Origin of the sequence: Methanosphaera sp. WGK6 (assembly GCF_001729965.1) — an archaeon.
GTDB lineage: Archaea > Methanobacteriota > Methanobacteria > Methanobacteriales > Methanobacteriaceae > Methanosphaera.
This window is the reverse complement of record NZ_JRWK01000016.1, coordinates 14,202-32,578: the sequence shown is the minus strand read 5'-3', so window position 1 is coordinate 32,578 and position 18,377 is coordinate 14,202. Positions and strand designations below refer to the sequence as shown.

Here is an 18,377-nt window from a genome sequence, read left to right as displayed (position 1 = left end):
ACATAAAAATTGAATAAAATATAAAAAAATATGATAATATACAAAAAATATTGAATAAATTAATAAAAATTAATTAAATGAATAATCACTATTTAACACAAAATTATGTTGTTATAACTAAAAATAAGAGAATATAAAAATCCAATCATAATAACCCAACTATAAAAACCAATATTTTTAAGTATACAGAACATATTTACAATAATTATATAAATTTTTTAAAAAAAGTATAAATAAATTCAAGTTAATATTAATTATTATACAATAATAGGAGTTAAGAAAAATGATTATTGTAAACGCAAGTTTAAAACCAAAAGAAGGAAAAACCGAAGATATCATTAAAGAAGCAAACACATTAATTGCAGCTTCAAGAACCCATTATGGAAATGTTAGCTACAACTTATATAATGATGTTGAATCTGATGAGTTAATGTTTGTCGAAAAATGGGAATCTAAAGAAGCATTACAACAACACATGCAAACAGAAGAATTCAAAGACTTCGGAATAAAAACAAAAGATTTAATTAATGGAGATCTTGACGTTAAAATATACTACGGAGAACTTCTATCCAACAGTGCAAATGTAAATAGTGATGTAAAAGAAATCACAATATTATACAAATAAATTGAAGTAAATTAATTACTTTAATTAAACCTTAATCCCCTTTTAAAAAAAAATAAGAAAAAAAATACTTAAAAGTCATATTTAAAATCAAATCTATTTCTAAATTCATTTAATATTTCAGAAACAGCAATATTGTCATCTAATGGATTAATTAAAAAAAATTTAACTAATATTTCCATACCAAAAGCAGACATTCCTGTTATAAATATAGAATGTCCAGGATTATCAAGAACATAATTATTGTTTTTAATAATTTCATCTAACACATCCAATTTTTCATTAAGTGTATCATCATTTGGAAGCTTAATTGTAAATTTAACCTTATAAAATCCTCTTTGAGTATAATTAACAAATGATTTAGTTGTGAATAACTTATTAGGAACAACTATGAACTTATTATTCTTAAATAATTCAACTGATCTAAAACCAATTTTTTTTACCTGTCCTATTTGACCATCAATTTCTATAATATCATCAATTTCAAATTTACGATCCATGTATAAACTTATCCCAGAAATAATATTAGATAAAATATCTTTTGCAGCTAAACTTACTGCTACAGTAACCAAACTCAAACTTACAAAAAGAGATCTGAAATTTATCCCAAGTACATGTAATATACCTAGAAAAATTATAAATACTGTAACATACCTTACAAATAACGATAATGATTTCAATGAATTAAAATCAAAAGCAGATGTTTCATTTATCTTTTCAATAGCACTAGATAATAATTTTAAAATAATTAATGGTATTACAACAACTAATATTAAATTAACTAATAAAGTTATATCACCAATAGTTATGCCTAATTGTTCTATAATCAACTTTACTTATCCCACCTAATTTATTCATTATAATTGTTTATTTATTAGAATTATATTATAAAAATTTGTATATTATGAAAAAGAGATATGTATATATTAAACAAGCTTTTTTGAATAAGTATGTTTTTATTATTTTCTTTTTTATAACAAAAAAATAGTTTAGAGGTTACGAATAAATGGTTTTAACAGAATTATTAGCACCTGCAGGCTCTTATGATATTCTTGTTGTTGCTATTAATGCAGGAGCTAATGCAGTTTATATTGCAGGTCATAGATATGGTGCTAGGGCTTTTGCTCATAATTTTACATCAGAAGAAATAGAAAAAGCTGTAGAATATGCTCATTTAAATGGAGCTACAGTACATGTTACTGTAAATACTTTATTTAATAGTAGTGAAATTTTAGATGTTCTTAAATATATTCAATTCTTATACCGTACTGGTGTTGATGCAGTTATTGTACAAGATATTGGATTAGTTTATTTAATCAATAAATTTATTCCGGAAATGGAAGTTCATTCTTCTACTCAGATGACCCTAAGAGACTATAATAGTTTATTATGGGCTAAAGATGAGGGTATAAAACGAGTAATATTACCTCGTGAAATGGAAGTAGATGAAATTAAAAAAATTAGTACACGTCTAAAAGAAGATAATATTGACCTAGACTTAGAAGTATTTGGTCATGGTTCTCTTTGTTATTGTATTTCTGGAGATTGTTATATGTCCTCATTTATTTCAGGACGTAGTGCTAATAGAGGTGCATGTGCTCAGCCATGTAGATCTGATTATAAACTTAAATATAAGAATCATAGTATTAGTAATGGTTGTTTAATTTCCACACATGATCTTGCTACATTTAAAGATGTTAAGGCAATATCTGATGCAGGTATTATTTCTCTTAAAGTTGAAGGTAGACTTAAATCAGAAGATTATGTTACAACAGTTATTAAAGCCTATCGTACTATGATTGATAATATGAATAATGATGATAATACAGAACTTATTAATAAATTACAAAGAGAACTTGATTTAACATTCAATAGATATTATACAAATGGATATATTCTTAATGATAGTCCAGGAGAGGTTATGGGAAGAGAAAGTTCATTCCATCAAGGATTATATCTTGGAAAAATAATATCTATTGAAGGTGAAGATGTGGATATTGAATTTGCAGATAAAAATCATCCTATTTTACAAAATGGTGATGGTATTGGTTTTAAACATAATAATCATATCCGTGGAATTTATATTGATAATATTGTAGAACAAGATGAAAATCATATTCATATTAGAACTACTCGTGATATCAGAGTAGGTTCTGAGGTATATATTAGTTATTCTAAAGAATTACATGATAGACCTAAACAATACAATAAAGAAACTGTGAAACCACATATTCCAATATCTCTAGATGTTTCATGTAATAAGAAGATGAAAATGACAGTTAATGCTAGTTTCAGAATAGATAATGATACTATTAGTTTTGGATATAAATCTAAAAATAAGTTAGAAAAAGCTATTAATCAGCCATTAGATGATAAAACTATTATTGAACATATGAGTAAGTCTGGTGAAACTCCATTTATTGTTAACAATGTTCGAGTTAATAATTTACCTGATAATGTTTTCATGCCTATTGGTAAAATTAACACTATACGAAGAGAAGTACTTGATAAAGCTAGTGAAAAACTATTAGAATACTATATTCCAGATGTAGAAAAAGCAGAAGATATACGTAAAAATATAAAGAATTATGATAAAAAAATTAAGGAAAATAAACATGGTATTAAAAAAGCACAATATGTTGGATTAAATGTATATGTAGATAATCTAGAATTACTTACAATAGCAAATAGAAATCCATTAAACAGAATATACTTTGATCCATCATTTATATATGACAATAAAAAAGATTACTTTAATAACATCGAAGATATTCTCAGACAAGCAACAAGTATTGCTGATGACAAAGAAGTTGTATGGGTACTTTCTGCATTCACATCAGATGAAGACTTAGAAAAAATAACCAAAATATATAACAATCTAAGAAAAGACAATATCAATATATCAATTATGGGTGATTCACCATCACTAACTAGAACATTCCCCGATACAAATGTTTACGGTGCCCATAATCTCAATATATGGAATAACTATAGTGTAGCAATGTTAAATAAGAATGGATTTAAAGGAGCAACTATTTCAAGTGAACTATCACAAAAAGAAATAAAAGAACTTGTAACTAAATCTAAAAGTTACAATACAAAACTTGAATTAATAGTACAAGGAAATCAGGAAATAATGGTATCTAAAGACGATTTCTCAAACTTAAATGGAGGCTTTGATTTAGATATTGAAACTGATGAATATGTAGTTCTAGAAGACAAACAAAATAAGGCAAAATTCCAAATATACTTTGACTACAATAAGCAAAGTCATTTCTTCAATAATGACTTATTATGTTTAATAGATGAAATAGACACTATAAAAGAAATGGGAATTGAAAATATAACCTTAGATTGTAGATTTACAAAAGAAAGATATCTTTCTAAAGTAATCTCATTATACATAGAAAGACTTAGAGAGAATAATCCTGAAAGAAAATATTCTGAAAGTATTAATGAAATATCATACTCCAAACTAAATAAAGGTAACTTTGAAAATACGAGAGTACTTGAGGATAAAAAAAGTAGAAATAGAAGAAAAAAAGGTAGAAGCTAATCTACCAACTTATTTTAATTTTTTATACAAAGTTATGATATTATACTTATTCTTATAATCCATATAACTTCTCTTATAGAAATCAAAGCCATTCTTTAAGAAAAACATTGCTGAATCAACAAAAGAATTCACCAACACACAATTACAATCAGTATTTTTTATAGACCATATTATATCATTTAAGACTTCAGTACCAATACCTCTTAAACGATATGGTTCATAAATATACAGACAAATTATTTTTAAAACATTACACTGAATTTTTGGAACAAATTCATAATTATCTATACATAATGTGAAAAATCCAATAATATCATAATCACATAATATCATATACGTCTCATAATTACTTTTTCTTAAATCATTAACCATTTCAATAATTAATTGTTTATTAAGAGATTTATTTTTAGATTGTATAAGTTCATATTCATAATCTTTACTTATTCTATGATAATTCGTTTTAATGTATTTATCCATAACAATTACTTTTAATAAAAAAATATAACCTTCTTTCATTAAATTAAGCAATATATAGCATTTATTTAAATAATTCTAGAAAATACTTTATTTAAATAAATTTGAAAGAAATTTTTTGTTATATATTCTTTTTACCAATAATACTAAATTATGATATATAAAATATATAAAGTTTATTAAAAATATATACAATGTATAATAATTTTAAATTAAATAAGAAAATAATAAAAAATTAAAAAAAGAAAAACGAAAAATAGAAAACTTTTTATTTAATCTTAAAGATAAATATTAAAGTAAAAGACTTTTATAAATAAAAAAATTATAAAAATCAAGAAAATACTTCAAAAAAAAGTATTGGAATAAAATTATTACATAAAAGGAGATACGATTTTTTATGACATGTACCATATTAGTTGGTGGACAATGGGGAGACGAAGGTAAAGGAAAATGTATCACATACTTCTGTACCAAAGACAAACCAGAAATAATTGCTAGAGCAGGAGTAGGACCTAACGCAGGACACTCTGTTGAATTTAACGGTGAAAAATACGGGTTAAGACTAACACCATCAGGATTCTTCAATAAAGAAGCAAGACTATTAATAGGCGCTGGTGTACTAGTTAACCCAGATGTATTTAAACATGAACTAGAATACCTCAGCAAATATGACGTTGATGGTAGAACATTTATGGATTCACATTGTGCAATAATCACTGAAAAACATACCCAAGCAGATAAAGACTCATCATACCTATCTAAAAAAATAGGAACAACAGGAAGTGGCTGTGGCCCAGCAAATGCAGATCGTATAAACAGAACTATTGACTATGCTCAAGATATAGATGACTTAGAAGACTACATTACAGATGTACCATCTGAAGTAAACAAAGCAATAGATGAAGGAAAAAATGTATTTATTGAAGGATCCCAAGGATTTGGATTATCATTATACTATGGAACATACCCTTATGTAACCAGTAAAGATACTTGTGCAAGCACAGCTGCTGCTGATGTAGGTGTAGGTCCAACAAAAATAGATCATGTAGTTGTAATATTTAAAGCATACACTACCAGAGTAGGAGAAGGACCATTCCCAACTGAAATATCACCAGAAGAAGCAGAAAAAATGGGAATAGAAGAATATGGAGTAGTAACTGGACGTAAACGAAGAGTAGGATTATTTGACAAAGACTTCGCAAGAAGATCATGTATGATTAATGGTGCTACACAAGTTGCATTAACCTGTATTGACAGATTATACCCAGAATGTGCTAAAGTAAACAAATACGAAGATTTATCACAAGAAGCAAGAGAATACATAGAAGATATTGAAGAGAGTATTGGTGTACCAATTACAATAATATCCACAGGACCAGACCTTGTTGATACAATTGATTTAAGAGATGAAAAATTATAATTATCTCCTTTAACTATTTTTTTTAAAAAAAATATAACATCCCATTTAATAAAATACTCATTTTATAATAAATATAGTTTTATTTATTTAATTTTCTAAAATAAAAGAATAGAATTATCTAAAATTTAAAAAAAAGAGAAATATTTACATAATAAAAATTATTCTAAAAAAAAGAAAGTTAAAAAAAAGATGCTTACTCTGCATCTCTATACATGTGTGCAAATTTAGGGTCATACAATTTAGATTGTTCCCCACTTTGTTGATCTAATACATCACCTACTACAATCATTGCAGTTTTTGTAAATCCAGCATCATGAACCTTTTGAGCTATGTTAGATAAATCTCCCCTGACAATTTCTTGGTCAGGCCATGTGGCTTTTTTAACTACTGCTACAGGTGTATTTATATCATATTCTTTTGTAAGTTCTGCAACAACTTCTTCAATCATGTGAATTCCTAAGAATATACACATTGTAGCATTATGTTCTGCTAATTTGCATAATGCTTCTTTTGAAGGTTTTGGTGTTCTTCCTTCAGGTCTTGTGATGATAATAGTTTGTGATACTTCAGGTAATGTAAGTTGTGATTCAAGTGCAGCTGCTGTTCCAAATAAACTACTTACTCCAGGAATGATAGTATAACCAATATCTAATGCTTTTAGCTGGTTAATTTGTTCAGCAATTGCCCCGTATATTGAAGGATCTCCTGTATGTACACGTGCTGTAATTTTATTTTCATCATGAGCCTTTTGTATTACATCAATAATTTCATCTAAATTCATTTCTGCACTATCATAAATTACAGCATCTTCTTTTGCAATATCTAATACTGCAGGATTTACTAATGAACCAGCATATATAATTACATCTGCATTTTTAATTGCTTCTGCACCTTTAACTGTTATGAGTTCTGGATCTCCAGGACCTGCCCCTATAAAAATTACTTTTCCTTGATAATCTTCAAAATTCATTTTTATTACATTCCTTTTATTTAATTGAATTTAATATATACTTATAATTTTATTTTCATTAATAATATACTTTATTTTAATAGTAATTTATTCTAGATAAACTATTTTTTAAATCTAGTCATTGTATCAGTGAATATTCCAGATAAAAATAAAATAATTCCCATAATCATTACAAAAATACCTATAGCCATTAGGTAAATATTACCACCATAGATAGTATTTCTTATTGTTAATAATATTAAAATACCAAAGAATAATATTATTGAACCACTAATTCCATAGAAATATAATGGACGATTAAATCTCATGATTTCTAAAATTCTCATAAGTACACTTAATCCTTGTACTACTGGATTATCCGTGCTTGTTTCTACATCATACCTAACAGTTATTTCTACTTCTGTTATGCGCAGATTATTATTTGATGCTTCAATTAACATGTCACTTTCTATTCCAAAACCATCAGGATCAAAGTTAAAGTATTTAACTGAATCAGAAGAAAATGCTCTGAAACCACTCTGTGTATCTGTTAATTTCACACCTGATGCAATATTAGTTGCTGTATCTAAAACTGTTTGTCCAACACGCCTATATTTAGGTGTATTCTTATCAGTACCATTAATATAACGACTTCCATTAACAATATCAGCAACATCATCTTCTATTGGCTTTATAACATCAGGTATTTCCGCTGGATTATGTTGTCCATCAGCATCAATTGTAACAATAATATCAAAGTCTTTAGCATACATAAAACCAGTTTTTAATGCTGCACCTTTTCCTTCATTAGTTTCATGACGTAAAACTGTAGCTCCAGCTAATTTAGAAATATCTGAAGTTCTATCAGAACTCCCATCATCTATAACTATAACTTCATCAGCATATTTGGATGATAATAAAATCATACTAGCTATAGCTACTTCTTCATTATATGCTGGTAGTAAAACTGCAACATTACTCATTAAGTGTACAACTCCTAAAAAAAAATAATATATTAAATTCTAAAATATGTTAAATATTAAATTAATATTTATTGTTTCCAGCTATTATATTTTAAGAATTATCATGGAACTAGACTTATAAAAAAATACATTATAAAAACTATGAAAAATAAAGTATTATTAAAAATAGTTAACTTAAATTTTAAAATTAAAAAGGAAACAATAATATGAACTGGCAAGACAAAAATATATTAATTACAGGAATAAGCGGATTTGTAGGAGCATATCTAGCAGAACGTCTAATACGCGAAGGTAGTAACGTATATGGACTTATAAGAAGAAGAACCGACGGAACTATTCCTGCAAATATCAAATATCATGGTATTGAAAATGACATTACACCAATTACTGGTGATTTAACAGATATAAGCTCAGTAGCAAATGCAATTGATAAATCAGAACCAGATTACATTTTCCATTTAGCAGCACAATCATTTGTACCACAAAGTTTTGATAATCCGACAGATACAGAAAAAAATAATTCACAAGGAACAAATAATTTACTTGAAGCAATGCGAATAAAAGACTGTGATGCACGTATGATTTTTGCAGGTTCTAGTGAAGAATATGGATTAGTTATATCATCACAACAACAATATAACCAAGCTCTAAAACAATATGGTTCCATATTCCCTGATTTAAAAGAAGGACGAACTCATGAACTACCAATATCAGAAACAAACCCTTTAAGACCAATGAGTCCTTATGCAGTTTCAAAAGTATATGGTGACTTTTTAACAAGAAATTATTGTCATTCATATGGTTTAGATACAGTTGTATCAAGAGCATTTAACCATGAAGGAGCAGGCCGTGGGAAAATGTTTGTAACATCTGTTGTAACAAACCAAGTAATGCAACTAAAAATGGGCTTAACTGATAGAATTGTTATAGGAAATGTAAATGCATTTAGAGACTGGACACATGTAGAAGATATTATTAATGGATACTTATTACTTGCACAAAAAGGTCAAGCAGGAGAAGTATATAATCAAGGTTCTATGAGAACAAACTCCATACTAAGTTACATTCTTCTTAGTATAGAACAAGCAGGACAAAATATTAAATCAATAAGTACATTAAATGGAGATAAAGTAATACAAAATCCTACAGAAATGAATAATGATAAGTACTATGGAGTAGCATTTGATAAAACAAAAGTAGATTCAATGATACTTGATGATGAAATAGAATATACAATAGAAGACAAAGGTATTCTTGTTAAAACAGAAGATAAAGATGTTAAAGTTGAATTTAATCCAGCAAGATTCAGACCTGCAGAAGTACCAATACTCTTTTCAAACACTGAAAAAATACAAAAACTTGGTGCTAAAACTGAGTACAGCGTATCTGACATAATTAAAGATCAATTAAACTTCTTTATGAAAAAAGAAAATCAATAAAAACCTAACTCAACCCCATTTTTTCTTTTAAAAAAAAATTCTTTTTCTAAATAATGGAGATTATAAAAATGAATATATGTATTGTAACAGAGTACTTTCCACACAGTAATAACTTAGAAATCAAGGGTGGTGTAGAAGTATGTGCATTTAATGAAGCCCAACAATTATCAAAATATAATAAAATAACAGTACTCACATCAAATGATGAAAACAACACAGAATCATTCTATCTTGATGATATTCATGTAATTTGCTGTGGTGACAAACGAGGATACACCCAGAAAGGATCTCTAACAAAAAGACTAAAATTTATGAAAGATGCTTATAATATAGGAAAAACATTAAAAGACACAGACCTAGTTATTGGATATAATTTTATAACATACCCTGTTGCACTAAAAATAGCTAGAAAACTAAATATACCTCTTGCTGCAAGATACCATGATGTTTGGATTGGTAGATGGATAAGTACAATAGGAATAACAGGATTATTTGGAGAAATAATGGAGCGATACTTCCTAAGACAAGACATTGACCTACTACTACCAGTATCTGATTATACACGAGAAAACCTACTACCATATGCACCATCAGAAACAATAAAAACCGTGCACAATATTGTAGACTTTCCAAAAGTAGAATCAGAACCATACACCAAGCCAACAATCGCATGTGTAGCAAGACTTGTAGAATATAAAAGAGTAGATGATCTTATAAAAGCTGTGAATATAATTAAAAATGAAATACCAGATATCCAATGTAAAATAATAGGAACAGGACCACAAGAAAGCGAACTAAAACAATTAACACACGACTTAAATTTAGAAGACAATATTGAATTTTTAGGATTTGTTGAAAAACATGATGATGTTATGAAAGTTGTGAATTCCTCAAAAGTATTCTGTCTTCCAAGTATAATTGAAGGATTTGGTATTGTAATAATAGAAGCAATATCTCTCAAAACACCATTTGTTGCAGCAGAAATCCCACCAGTAGTTGAAGCTAGTGGCAGAAAAGGTGGACTATTCTATGAACCTAAAAACTATGAAGAACTAAGTCAATGTCTACTTAAAATACTTAATGATAAACAATTATACACAAAACTACAAGAAGAAGGATACATACAATCCAAAAATTATTCAAAAGAAGCAATAGGACTAAAACTAAATAAAATATTCAATGAATTGAAAATAAGAAAAAAATAAGATATAAAATAGTAACTTAATTAAAATAATAAATGATATTATTCTAAACGATAATACCATTTCATCCATTCTACTGTTTTTTTAATACCTTCTTGAGGTTTTACTTTGGGATTATGTTTAAAATCTTTTATTGATTTTGAGAAATCTATTGTTTTTACTTTTGTTGTGAATGGTTCTGCTTCCTTGTATGTTACAAGACTATCATCACGTCCTGTTGCTTCAAGAACTAAATCTGAGTAATCTTTAATATCCATTTCCCAGTCTTGATTACCACCTATATTGTATGCTTCACCAGGAATAAAGTTATCTACTATATTTGCAAATGTTCTTGCTGTATCCCCAACATAATCTATGATTCTTTTATGTCCTTTATATACTGTGTATGGCTTGTTGTGTAGTGCTAAGTATATAAATTTTGGAATAAATCCCCTGTATGGTGTGTATCTCTCTTGAGGACCATAACAGTTTACAGGTCTTACTCTTACTGTTTCTGTTTGAAACATTTTTTCGGAATTCATACACATAAGTTCTCCTGACCATTTACTTATTGCATAATCATTCATTTGGTATGTGTCTTTAATTGGATTGTTTTCCATTACATCTTCAGACATTTTTCCTGTATAATCACCATATACTTCTGCTGATGAGAAGAAAATCATACGAAACTTATTTTTTTCTTGTAGTCGTATCATATTTTTTGTTCCTATAACATTTGTTTGCCATAGGTTTTCATAGTATGCTTCACCATTCCAACGACCATATTCTGCTGCTAAGTGATATACATAGTCAAAAGGTCCTTCTTCTTCTAATGTACGTTCTATTTGTCTGTAATTTCTAACATCTGTACGTACATAATCTTCACGATCATTATTTAATAAGTCTGCCGCTATGACTTCATGTCCCCTACTTCTTAGTTCATTAACTAAGTTTGTTCCGATGAAACCTGCTCCACCAGTAACTAATATTCGACTAGTTTCCATTAAAATACCTCTTACATTCTTATATAAAAATTATATATTTTGTAGTATTAATATTTTAATAGAATTGACTAAAAATAGGAGAAATTATATAATGTTAACAATAGGAGCACATTTATCAATTACTAAAGGTTTTGAAAATATTGGACTTGAATCATTGAGTATTGATGCTAATACTTTCCAATTTTTTCCAAGAAATCCTAGAGGTGGAAAAGCAAAACCCCTCGACTCTACTGATGTAGGAGCTCTTGAAGAATTAATGGCAAATACTACTATGGATGTTATACTTGCTCATGCACCATATGTTATAAATTTAGCATCTAAATCTGAAAAAACTAGAAATAATGCTTATGAATTATTTGAAGATGATCTTAGAAGATTAGATAATTTACCAAATAATATGTATAATTTTCATCCAGGAAGTCATGTGCAACAAGGCCCAGAGAAAGGTATTGAATTAATTTCAGAATCATTAAATAAGTTAATTCGTGAAGATATGAAAACAACTATTCTTCTTGAAACTATGGCTGGTAAAGGAACTGAAATTGGTAGAACATTCGAGGAGATTCAATCTATTATTGAAAATGTAGAAATGGATGAAAAACTTGGAGTATGTTTAGATACTTGCCATGTATATGATGGTGGATATGATATTGTAGGTGACCTTGATGGTGTTATTGATGAATTTGATTCAATTATTGGATTAGATAGACTCAAGGCTATACATTTAAATGATAGTAAATATGGTTTAAATAGTCATAAAGATAGACATGAAAAAATAGGTCAAGGTGAAATAGGTCTTGAAGCAATTACAAATATAATAAATCATGAAAAACTAAGAGATTTACCCTTTTTCTTAGAAACACCTAATGATGTTGAAGGATATAAGGAAGAGATAAAATTACTTAGAGAATTATATGAATACTAATTATAATATAACTTAACTAAAAAAAGAGATTTAATCTATAGTCATACCTAAAAAACAGGAATATGAATTAGTTATTCATAACCTGTCATCTTTTTTAAAAATAATTAAATTTTTTGAGATTAATATTTTTTAATTATATTATTATACTTATTATATTATTAGATTATTAGTTTTTATTTTATAATATGAAATTTATTGTTTTATAGGTAAATAAATTGGTTTTATTTCATATATATGTAGATAAAATAATATAATTAAAGCTATAATTGCCATATTAATCTTAATTACCACGTGTCCTATTTTTCTTATCATATTCATTGTTCACACCAATATGAATAATTAGTAGTACTTTTTATAATCAATTCGTATTTTTTTAATCTTGTTTAGTTTAATTGATTTATTGGGTAATCTTCAAAATATACCTATACCCCTATAGGTATAATTAATAATATGAAAGTAATAGTATTTAAAGAAATGGATAATAAAAATTCAGAAAATATAAAAATAATTAAAAAAAGTTAAAAAATAATAGATTAATTAAATCCTAGAATAATAATCTATAATTTTAGATAAATCCTCAATAGCTTCAGAACTATCTCCTTTATCTATAGCATCTTTTACACAATGATTCATATGTCCTTCAAGAATAATACTTCCCACTTTTGTAAGAGCAGATTTAGCTGCATTAACCTGCATTAACACGTTTTCACAAGGAATATCTTCTTCAATCATACGATCTATAGCTGCAACTTGACCTTCTATTTTTCTAAGACGTCTATGTAAATTATCTGAATCCATACATTGTTTCATGAAAAATCTTTCCATTATTTATTATATTATATCTTCTCTATCAATTTCTTCAATATGAGACATTTTTCCAACAATAACTTTATCAGCTAATCCTGCAAAGATACCATTTTCAAGAACACCTGGAATAGTATTTAATTCTTTTTCTAATTTTTGAGGATTTCTTATTTTAGGGAATTTAGTATCTAATATAAAATTACCATTATCTGTTATTACAGGACCATCTTTTTGAATACCCATTCTTAATGCTGCTTTTCCACCCATATCTGCAAGAGTTTCCTTAACTACTCTTAAAGCATCAGGTATTATTTCTAAAGGTACTGGGAATTCTCCTAATTCTTCAACCATTTTACTTTCATCTACAATTACAACAAATTTTTTTGCAGAACTATCAATTAGTTTTTCAAGTGTATGTGCTGCTCCCCCACCTTTAATTAAGTCAAGATTAGGATTTACTTCATCAGCACCATCAACTGCAATATCAATATCATATTCATCAAGTGTTGTTGTATTAATTCCTGATTCTCTTGCAATAATTAAGGATTGATATGATGTAGGAATTCCAAGAATATTCAATTCCTCATTTTTAATTCTTTCTCCTAAATATCTTATAAAGTAGTGTGTGGTTGAACCTGTTCCTAATCCTACAATTTGACCATCTTTAATTAAATCTGCTGCTTGTTTTCCAACATTATCTTTTAATAAATCCATATTTACCATTATTATACACCTTTTTTTTAATGACTTAGTATTACTTCTGTTAAATTATTTCCAGCTTTACATGTTAATTCTGGACCAATTTCTTCAATTTGACATTTATCATCATTATATAATCCTTCTGGATGACATATATCATAATTTTCACATTCAAATCCACAATCTTGTGTTCTGAAGATTATAGTAGAACCTTTGTATGATTTTTTAGTTTCAACGGCTGTTCTGATTGTTGCAGGTTCTACTTCTATTGTTTGAACTTTGCCTTCTTTATGTAATGGACATTTATGTGTAACTTTTTTAACACTGGTTATTTTATATTTCCTTCCTTTTTCAAGATTTAAACAAGTTCTACTGAACCTGCATGATTCACATTTACTAGATCCACCATAAAATGTGAAAACTAGTCCTTCTTTTGCTAAACTTTTACCAATTAATGTAATCATGAACTACCCCCATTAAATTTAATTTATTCAATTACATGTGTTTTTAATGCTATATTTTCAGCTGCTTCCCTTGTTAGACCACGATCACCTAAAATAGTGTATCTTTCTTTTCGAATATTATGTGCATACATTAATGCTTTTATAATATATTCTTCTTTTATTCCAAGTTCTTTTGCATTTATTGGAGCTCCAATTCTTTTTAGAATTGACTGTATTTCCATCCAATTTCCACCTTGTAAGTACATCATCATTATAGTACCTACTCCACATTGTTCTCCATGTAATGCAGGTTTTGGAGCTATTACATCAAGTGCATGACTGAATTTATGTTCAGATCCACTTGCGGGTCTGCTATTACCAGCTATACTAATAGCCATACCACTACTTATTAATCCTTTGACAACAATTCCTGCACTTTCTACATGACCTGGCCTTATATTTTCCACTTCATCCATTAATAACCTTGCAGTCATTAAGGATAATGCTGCTGCAGAATCACTGAATGGTTCATTAGTTAATTTGTATGCTAATTTCCAGTCTTCTACTGCTGTTAAGTTAGAAATTATGTCACTGAATCCTGCTGCTGTGAAACGATAGGGTGCTTGTGCAATAATTTGAGTATCAGCTATTAATGCAAAGGGTGCATTTGATTCATGTGAAATACTTCCTGTACTGCTTTTAATGGATGCTCTTGGTGAAACCATACCATCATGTGCTGCTGTTGTAGGTATACTAATTAATGGAATTTGATTAATTGTTGAAGCCATTTTTGCTACATCAATGACTTTTCCTCCACCTACTCCCAGTATTGCAGATGTATTTTTTGAGGATTTGACTACTTTTTCAACAGATTCTTGAGTAGCTGTTTCTATTATGATTTCAGAGATAGTATAGTTATTATCTTCTAGAATTTCAATTACTTGATTTCCTGCTACTTTTTTTGTTGTATGTCCTACTACTACTGTTACATTTTTTTGAGAGAGTAGTTTATTACAAACATCTCCAATTTCATTTATTATTCCGGGTCCTGTATGTATTTCTCGAGGTAATTGTACATTTCGGAAATCCATTTTAATTAGCCTACCTTTCATTTTTTTTGGATTATGAATAAAAATATTAATAATAGTTATGTTTTTTCTTATTTATAGAATTACTTATTACTATGATTATTTTAAAAATATTGCATGAATTAATACAAATTTGATGAACCATTTAGAAATTCTTGAAAAAATTAAATAATATAATGTATAAAAAAAAGTGATATTAATAATTATTTTTATAATGAACATAGAATATATACTTTATTATGTATAAATTTAGGTAAAACAAAATATATTACAAATAAAGTATAAAAATAAAAAATAATTTATTAAAAATCAAGTATTATGTATAAAAATACCTGTGCAATAAAGTCTACAATAATTTTATCAAGTAAAGTTAATGAAAATAAAGTATAGTTTAAATACTATGTCTTTAAAAAGTTTGAAGTAGAGGAGGAAAATAAGTATAAAATTTAGTTCATACTACAAACTAAAAATATACACTATTTTACCTTAAAAAAAACTTTTATGGAGATTATAAAAAATGACAGAAATAAAAAAGATACTAGCAGAAATTGTTGGTACATTCATACTTGTATTCTTTGGTACAGCAGCAGTTGTACTCACACTCTTCATTAATAATGGAGCAACATCTACAAGTATTTATAATATTGGAATAACCATGCCAGATTGGATTGGTATTGGTTTAGCATTTGGTTTAGCATTAACAGTTGCAATATATGCATTTGGTCCTATATCTGGAGCACACTTCAACCCAGCAGTAACTATAGGACTATGGGCTGGAAAAAAATTCCCTACATCTGATTTAATACCATATATTGTAGCACAATTTATTGGAGCATTGATTGCAAGTGCAACATTACTTGCAATATCAGGTAATGCAGCATCAACAATAGGAGTACTTGGTGGATGTGGACCATTTGGTGATATTTCACTAATTGGAATGTTTATAGCTGAATTCTTAGGTACTTTCTTATTAATGTATGTAATTATGGCTACAGCAGTAGATAAAAAAGCACCTGCAGCAGATGCAGGACTAAGTATTGGTTTAGTATTAGTAGGTATTATTGTAGCAATAGGTAACTACACTGGTTGTGGAGTAAATCCAGTACGTGTATTCTCACCAATGTTATTAAATTACTTAGTAACTGGAGCAAATGCCTTTGCTTACTACCCAATTTATTTAATTGCACCAATAATTGGAGCAATTGTTGCAGTATACTTATATGATTACTTCCATAAAGAAATTGGATATTAAATAAGAATAATTGTAATAATCTACTTATTACAATTCCTCTTTTCAACTCCCTTATTAACTAATTTTAAAAAACATATCAAACTAATTAAAATCACTATTTTATTCTCTAAATAAATATTAATAATAAAAAATAAATTATTTCTATTAAGAGTACATCCAAGGGAATAATATGATAACTGAAAAAAATATTAAAAAATATGCAAGTACAGTTTTACTTAGCACAGTAGATAGATTATTTGATAACAAACAAACCCTAATTGATAATTTCTATGAAGATTTTGTTAAATCAAACAAAAGAAGTAAAAAATTAAAGGACAATATTAAAGATAATGAAGTTGTAGATGAATTTTTACTTGAAGAACTTGAAAAAAGTTTTACACGTAATGATATAGGTCATGCTTTACAAACTGAAATGGTTAAAGCTAATGATAATGCAATTGAAGATTTAGCTAAAGAATTAGATGAAAAATTAAGACCTGTTGCATATAGTCTTAGAACCGTTTTTAATGACAATGAACAATATAATCAATTCAGAAAATATGTCACTGAAAACTTAGTAGTATCCAATATGAATCTTAATACTGCAACTATTAAAGCTTTAAAAACATTGAACATTTCAGGTATGAAAGCTGCCCAAATTATGCAACTTGTTGCACAAGTAGATAATTAAATAAATTGTATTATTAAATACAATATAATCTTTTTTTTATAAAATAAGTTTAGATATTTGAGTTTAGGAAAAATATACTTAAAAAAAAGTTAAAGGTGAATGATTAAACATCTTCTGATTCATCAATATAATTTGTAACTTCAAATACTAAATCATGGAATTCATGTGTTTCTCTATCACGTGGACGTGGTAAATTATTTTTAATTATTTTCTTTATTTTTCCAGGTCTTCTTGAAAATACAACTATTTCATCTGCAAGATATACTGCTTCATCCACATCATGAGTTACAAATACTATTGTTCTATTATGTTTTCTCCAATTTTCTACTAACATCTTTTGGAGACCTTTTTTTGTTTGAACATCCAATGCACTAAATGGTTCATCCATAAGTAATGTATCACAATCATTAATTATAGATCTAATTATTGCAACTCTTTGTTTCATTCCACCAGATAATTCATGAGGATAACTATATGCAAATTCTTCTAATCCAACTGCTTTTAAGTATTTAAGTGCTCTTTCTTTATTTTCCTCTTCTGGTTTACCTGCAATCATTAAACCAAATGTAACATTATCAATCACATTAAGCCATGGAAACAGTGAATAATCCTGAAAAATAAATCCCCTACTTCTAGATGGTTCTAAAACTATTTCACCATTATCTTTTATTGTTCCTTCACTTGGATTTTCAAATCCTTCCATTAAACGAAGAAGTGTTGTTTTTCCACAACCAGAGGGTCCAATGAAACAAACAAATTTATTTGATTCTATTGTTAAATTTATATCTTCTAATGCATTTACTTCTTCATGTTCATTAGATATGAATTTTTTTGATACATTTTCTATTTCAAATGTCATTTACTCACC

General features: G+C 27.5%; 19 protein-coding genes. 9 read left to right on the top strand and 10 right to left on the bottom strand.

What is annotated here, in order from left to right; translation table 11 throughout:
- The first annotated feature begins 283 nt into the window (after positions 1-283).
- Positions 284-625 (top strand): putative quinol monooxygenase, encoded by a 342-nt coding sequence (locus tag NL43_RS07445; RefSeq protein ID WP_069593422.1) that lies wholly within the window; start codon positions 284-286, stop codon positions 623-625.
- Positions 626-693: 68 nt separating this feature from the next.
- Here the strand turns inward: NL43_RS07445 and NL43_RS08195 are convergent, their stop codons facing one another.
- Positions 694-1,227, bottom strand: coding sequence for a mechanosensitive ion channel family protein (locus NL43_RS08195; RefSeq protein WP_241776241.1), 534 nt, complete (start codon positions 1,225-1,227; stop codon positions 694-696).
- On the opposite strand from NL43_RS08195, the gene NL43_RS08455 reads away from it, so the two are divergent.
- Together NL43_RS08455 and NL43_RS07430 are read left to right on the top strand one after the other, a co-directional pair.
- Positions 1,121-1,471, top strand: a complete 351-nt coding sequence (locus tag NL43_RS08455; protein WP_069593420.1) for a hypothetical protein — start codon at positions 1,121-1,123, stop codon at positions 1,469-1,471. The genes NL43_RS08195 and NL43_RS08455 overlap by 107 nt on opposite strands.
- 157 nt (positions 1,472-1,628) lie before the next feature.
- Entirely contained in the window at positions 1,629-4,178 is a 2,550-nt protein-coding gene (locus tag NL43_RS07430; protein WP_069593419.1) for a U32 family peptidase, read from the top strand.
- A 9-nt stretch (positions 4,179-4,187) separates the two neighbouring features.
- On the opposite strand, the gene NL43_RS07425 is transcribed toward NL43_RS07430, so the two are convergent.
- Positions 4,188-4,655: a GNAT family N-acetyltransferase gene (locus tag NL43_RS07425; RefSeq protein ID WP_158005565.1), complete on the bottom strand. Its 468-nt coding sequence runs from the start codon at positions 4,653-4,655 to the stop codon at positions 4,188-4,190.
- A 394-nt stretch (positions 4,656-5,049) separates the two neighbouring features.
- On the opposite strand from NL43_RS07425, the gene NL43_RS07420 reads away from it, so the two are divergent.
- Entirely contained in the window at positions 5,050-6,072 is a 1,023-nt protein-coding gene (locus NL43_RS07420; protein ID WP_069593417.1) for an adenylosuccinate synthetase, read from the top strand.
- A gap of 193 nt (positions 6,073-6,265) precedes the next feature.
- Here the strand turns inward: NL43_RS07420 and cobM are convergent, their stop codons facing one another.
- Together cobM and NL43_RS07410 are read right to left on the bottom strand one after the other, a co-directional pair.
- Entirely contained in the window at positions 6,266-7,042 is a 777-nt protein-coding gene (cobM, locus tag NL43_RS07415; protein WP_069593416.1) for a precorrin-4 C(11)-methyltransferase, read from the bottom strand.
- Positions 7,043-7,143: 101 nt separating this feature from the next.
- Positions 7,144-8,004: a glycosyltransferase family 2 protein gene (locus tag NL43_RS07410; RefSeq protein WP_069593415.1), complete on the bottom strand. Its 861-nt coding sequence runs from the start codon at positions 8,002-8,004 to the stop codon at positions 7,144-7,146.
- Positions 8,005-8,210: 206 nt separating this feature from the next.
- Between NL43_RS07410 and NL43_RS07405 the strand changes: the two genes are divergently transcribed.
- Positions 8,211-9,443 carry a GDP-mannose 4,6-dehydratase gene (locus tag NL43_RS07405; protein WP_069593414.1) on the top strand — a complete coding sequence of 411 codons (1,233 nt, stop codon included), beginning with the start codon at positions 8,211-8,213 and terminating at the stop codon, positions 9,441-9,443.
- A gap of 68 nt (positions 9,444-9,511) precedes the next feature.
- Positions 9,512-10,648 carry a glycosyltransferase family 4 protein gene (locus tag NL43_RS07400; protein WP_241776239.1) on the top strand — a complete coding sequence of 379 codons (1,137 nt, stop codon included), beginning with the start codon at positions 9,512-9,514 and terminating at the stop codon, positions 10,646-10,648.
- A 38-nt stretch (positions 10,649-10,686) separates the two neighbouring features.
- Here the strand turns inward: NL43_RS07400 and NL43_RS07395 are convergent, their stop codons facing one another.
- The gene (locus NL43_RS07395) at positions 10,687-11,628 is read right to left on the bottom strand and encodes an NAD(P)-dependent oxidoreductase (RefSeq protein WP_069593412.1); all 942 of its coding nucleotides are present in this window, start codon (positions 11,626-11,628) and stop codon (positions 10,687-10,689) included.
- Between the two features lie 91 nt (positions 11,629-11,719).
- On the opposite strand from NL43_RS07395, the gene NL43_RS07390 reads away from it, so the two are divergent.
- Positions 11,720-12,553 carry a deoxyribonuclease IV gene (locus NL43_RS07390; protein ID WP_069593411.1) on the top strand — a complete coding sequence of 278 codons (834 nt, stop codon included), beginning with the start codon at positions 11,720-11,722 and terminating at the stop codon, positions 12,551-12,553.
- 537 nt (positions 12,554-13,090) lie between these two features.
- Here NL43_RS07390 and NL43_RS07385 read toward each other — a convergent pair.
- The 4 genes from NL43_RS07385 to NL43_RS07370 are packed head-to-tail and all read right to left on the bottom strand — an operon-like array spanning position 13,091 to position 15,590.
- The gene (locus NL43_RS07385; protein ID WP_069593410.1) at positions 13,091-13,363 is read right to left on the bottom strand and encodes a metal-sensing transcriptional repressor; all 273 of its coding nucleotides are present in this window, start codon (positions 13,361-13,363) and stop codon (positions 13,091-13,093) included.
- A 21-nt stretch (positions 13,364-13,384) separates the two neighbouring features.
- On the bottom strand, positions 13,385-14,080 hold the full coding sequence (rpiA, locus tag NL43_RS07380) for a ribose-5-phosphate isomerase RpiA (protein ID WP_371325647.1): 696 nt from the start codon (positions 14,078-14,080) through the stop codon (positions 13,385-13,387).
- Between the two features lie 17 nt (positions 14,081-14,097).
- Positions 14,098-14,520, bottom strand: coding sequence for a UPF0179 family protein (locus tag NL43_RS07375; protein ID WP_069593409.1), 423 nt, complete (start codon positions 14,518-14,520; stop codon positions 14,098-14,100).
- Positions 14,521-14,543: 23 nt separating this feature from the next.
- Entirely contained in the window at positions 14,544-15,590 is a 1,047-nt protein-coding gene (locus NL43_RS07370) for an NAD(P)-dependent glycerol-1-phosphate dehydrogenase (protein ID WP_069593408.1), read from the bottom strand.
- A gap of 514 nt (positions 15,591-16,104) precedes the next feature.
- Here NL43_RS07370 and NL43_RS07365 point away from each other — a divergent pair.
- Together NL43_RS07365 and NL43_RS07360 are read left to right on the top strand one after the other, a co-directional pair.
- The gene (locus NL43_RS07365) at positions 16,105-16,839 is read left to right on the top strand and encodes an MIP/aquaporin family protein (RefSeq protein ID WP_069593407.1); all 735 of its coding nucleotides are present in this window, start codon (positions 16,105-16,107) and stop codon (positions 16,837-16,839) included.
- 169 nt (positions 16,840-17,008) lie between these two features.
- Positions 17,009-17,509, top strand: coding sequence for a hypothetical protein (locus NL43_RS07360; protein ID WP_069593406.1), 501 nt, complete (start codon positions 17,009-17,011; stop codon positions 17,507-17,509).
- Positions 17,510-17,612: 103 nt separating this feature from the next.
- On the opposite strand, the gene NL43_RS07355 is transcribed toward NL43_RS07360, so the two are convergent.
- Complete coding sequence (locus NL43_RS07355; protein ID WP_069593405.1) at positions 17,613-18,368, bottom strand: ABC transporter ATP-binding protein; 756 nt, start codon at positions 18,366-18,368, stop codon at positions 17,613-17,615.
- Between the last annotated feature and the right edge of the window lie 9 nt (positions 18,369-18,377).

Bases quoted from the DNA above. Each gene is read 5' to 3' on its own strand.
- NL43_RS07420 (WP_069593417.1), top strand. From the start codon at position 5,050: ATGACATGTACCATATTAGTTGGTGGACAATGGGGAGACGAAGGTAAA.
- NL43_RS07400 (WP_241776239.1), top strand. From the start codon at position 9,512: ATGAATATATGTATTGTAACAGAGTACTTTCCACACAGTAATAACTTA.
- rpiA (WP_371325647.1), bottom strand. From the start codon at position 14,080: ATGGTAAATATGGATTTATTAAAAGATAATGTTGGAAAACAAGCAGCA.
- NL43_RS07425 (WP_158005565.1), bottom strand. From the start codon at position 4,655: ATGGATAAATACATTAAAACGAATTATCATAGAATAAGTAAAGATTAT.
- NL43_RS07445 (WP_069593422.1), top strand. From the start codon at position 284: ATGATTATTGTAAACGCAAGTTTAAAACCAAAAGAAGGAAAAACCGAA.
- NL43_RS07385 (WP_069593410.1), bottom strand. From the start codon at position 13,363: ATGAAACAATGTATGGATTCAGATAATTTACATAGACGTCTTAGAAAA.
- NL43_RS07430 (WP_069593419.1), top strand. From the start codon at position 1,629: ATGGTTTTAACAGAATTATTAGCACCTGCAGGCTCTTATGATATTCTT.
- NL43_RS08455 (WP_069593420.1), top strand. From the start codon at position 1,121: ATGTATAAACTTATCCCAGAAATAATATTAGATAAAATATCTTTTGCA.
- NL43_RS07405 (WP_069593414.1), top strand. From the start codon at position 8,211: ATGAACTGGCAAGACAAAAATATATTAATTACAGGAATAAGCGGATTT.
- NL43_RS07375 (WP_069593409.1), bottom strand. From the start codon at position 14,520: ATGATTACATTAATTGGTAAAAGTTTAGCAAAAGAAGGACTAGTTTTC.
- NL43_RS07355 (WP_069593405.1), bottom strand. From the start codon at position 18,368: ATGACATTTGAAATAGAAAATGTATCAAAAAAATTCATATCTAATGAA.
- NL43_RS07395 (WP_069593412.1), bottom strand. From the start codon at position 11,628: ATGGAAACTAGTCGAATATTAGTTACTGGTGGAGCAGGTTTCATCGGA.
- cobM (WP_069593416.1), bottom strand. From the start codon at position 7,042: ATGAATTTTGAAGATTATCAAGGAAAAGTAATTTTTATAGGGGCAGGT.
- NL43_RS07365 (WP_069593407.1), top strand. From the start codon at position 16,105: ATGACAGAAATAAAAAAGATACTAGCAGAAATTGTTGGTACATTCATA.
- NL43_RS07390 (WP_069593411.1), top strand. From the start codon at position 11,720: ATGTTAACAATAGGAGCACATTTATCAATTACTAAAGGTTTTGAAAAT.
- NL43_RS07370 (WP_069593408.1), bottom strand. From the start codon at position 15,590: ATGGATTTCCGAAATGTACAATTACCTCGAGAAATACATACAGGACCC.
- NL43_RS07410 (WP_069593415.1), bottom strand. From the start codon at position 8,004: ATGAGTAATGTTGCAGTTTTACTACCAGCATATAATGAAGAAGTAGCT.
- NL43_RS07360 (WP_069593406.1), top strand. From the start codon at position 17,009: ATGATAACTGAAAAAAATATTAAAAAATATGCAAGTACAGTTTTACTT.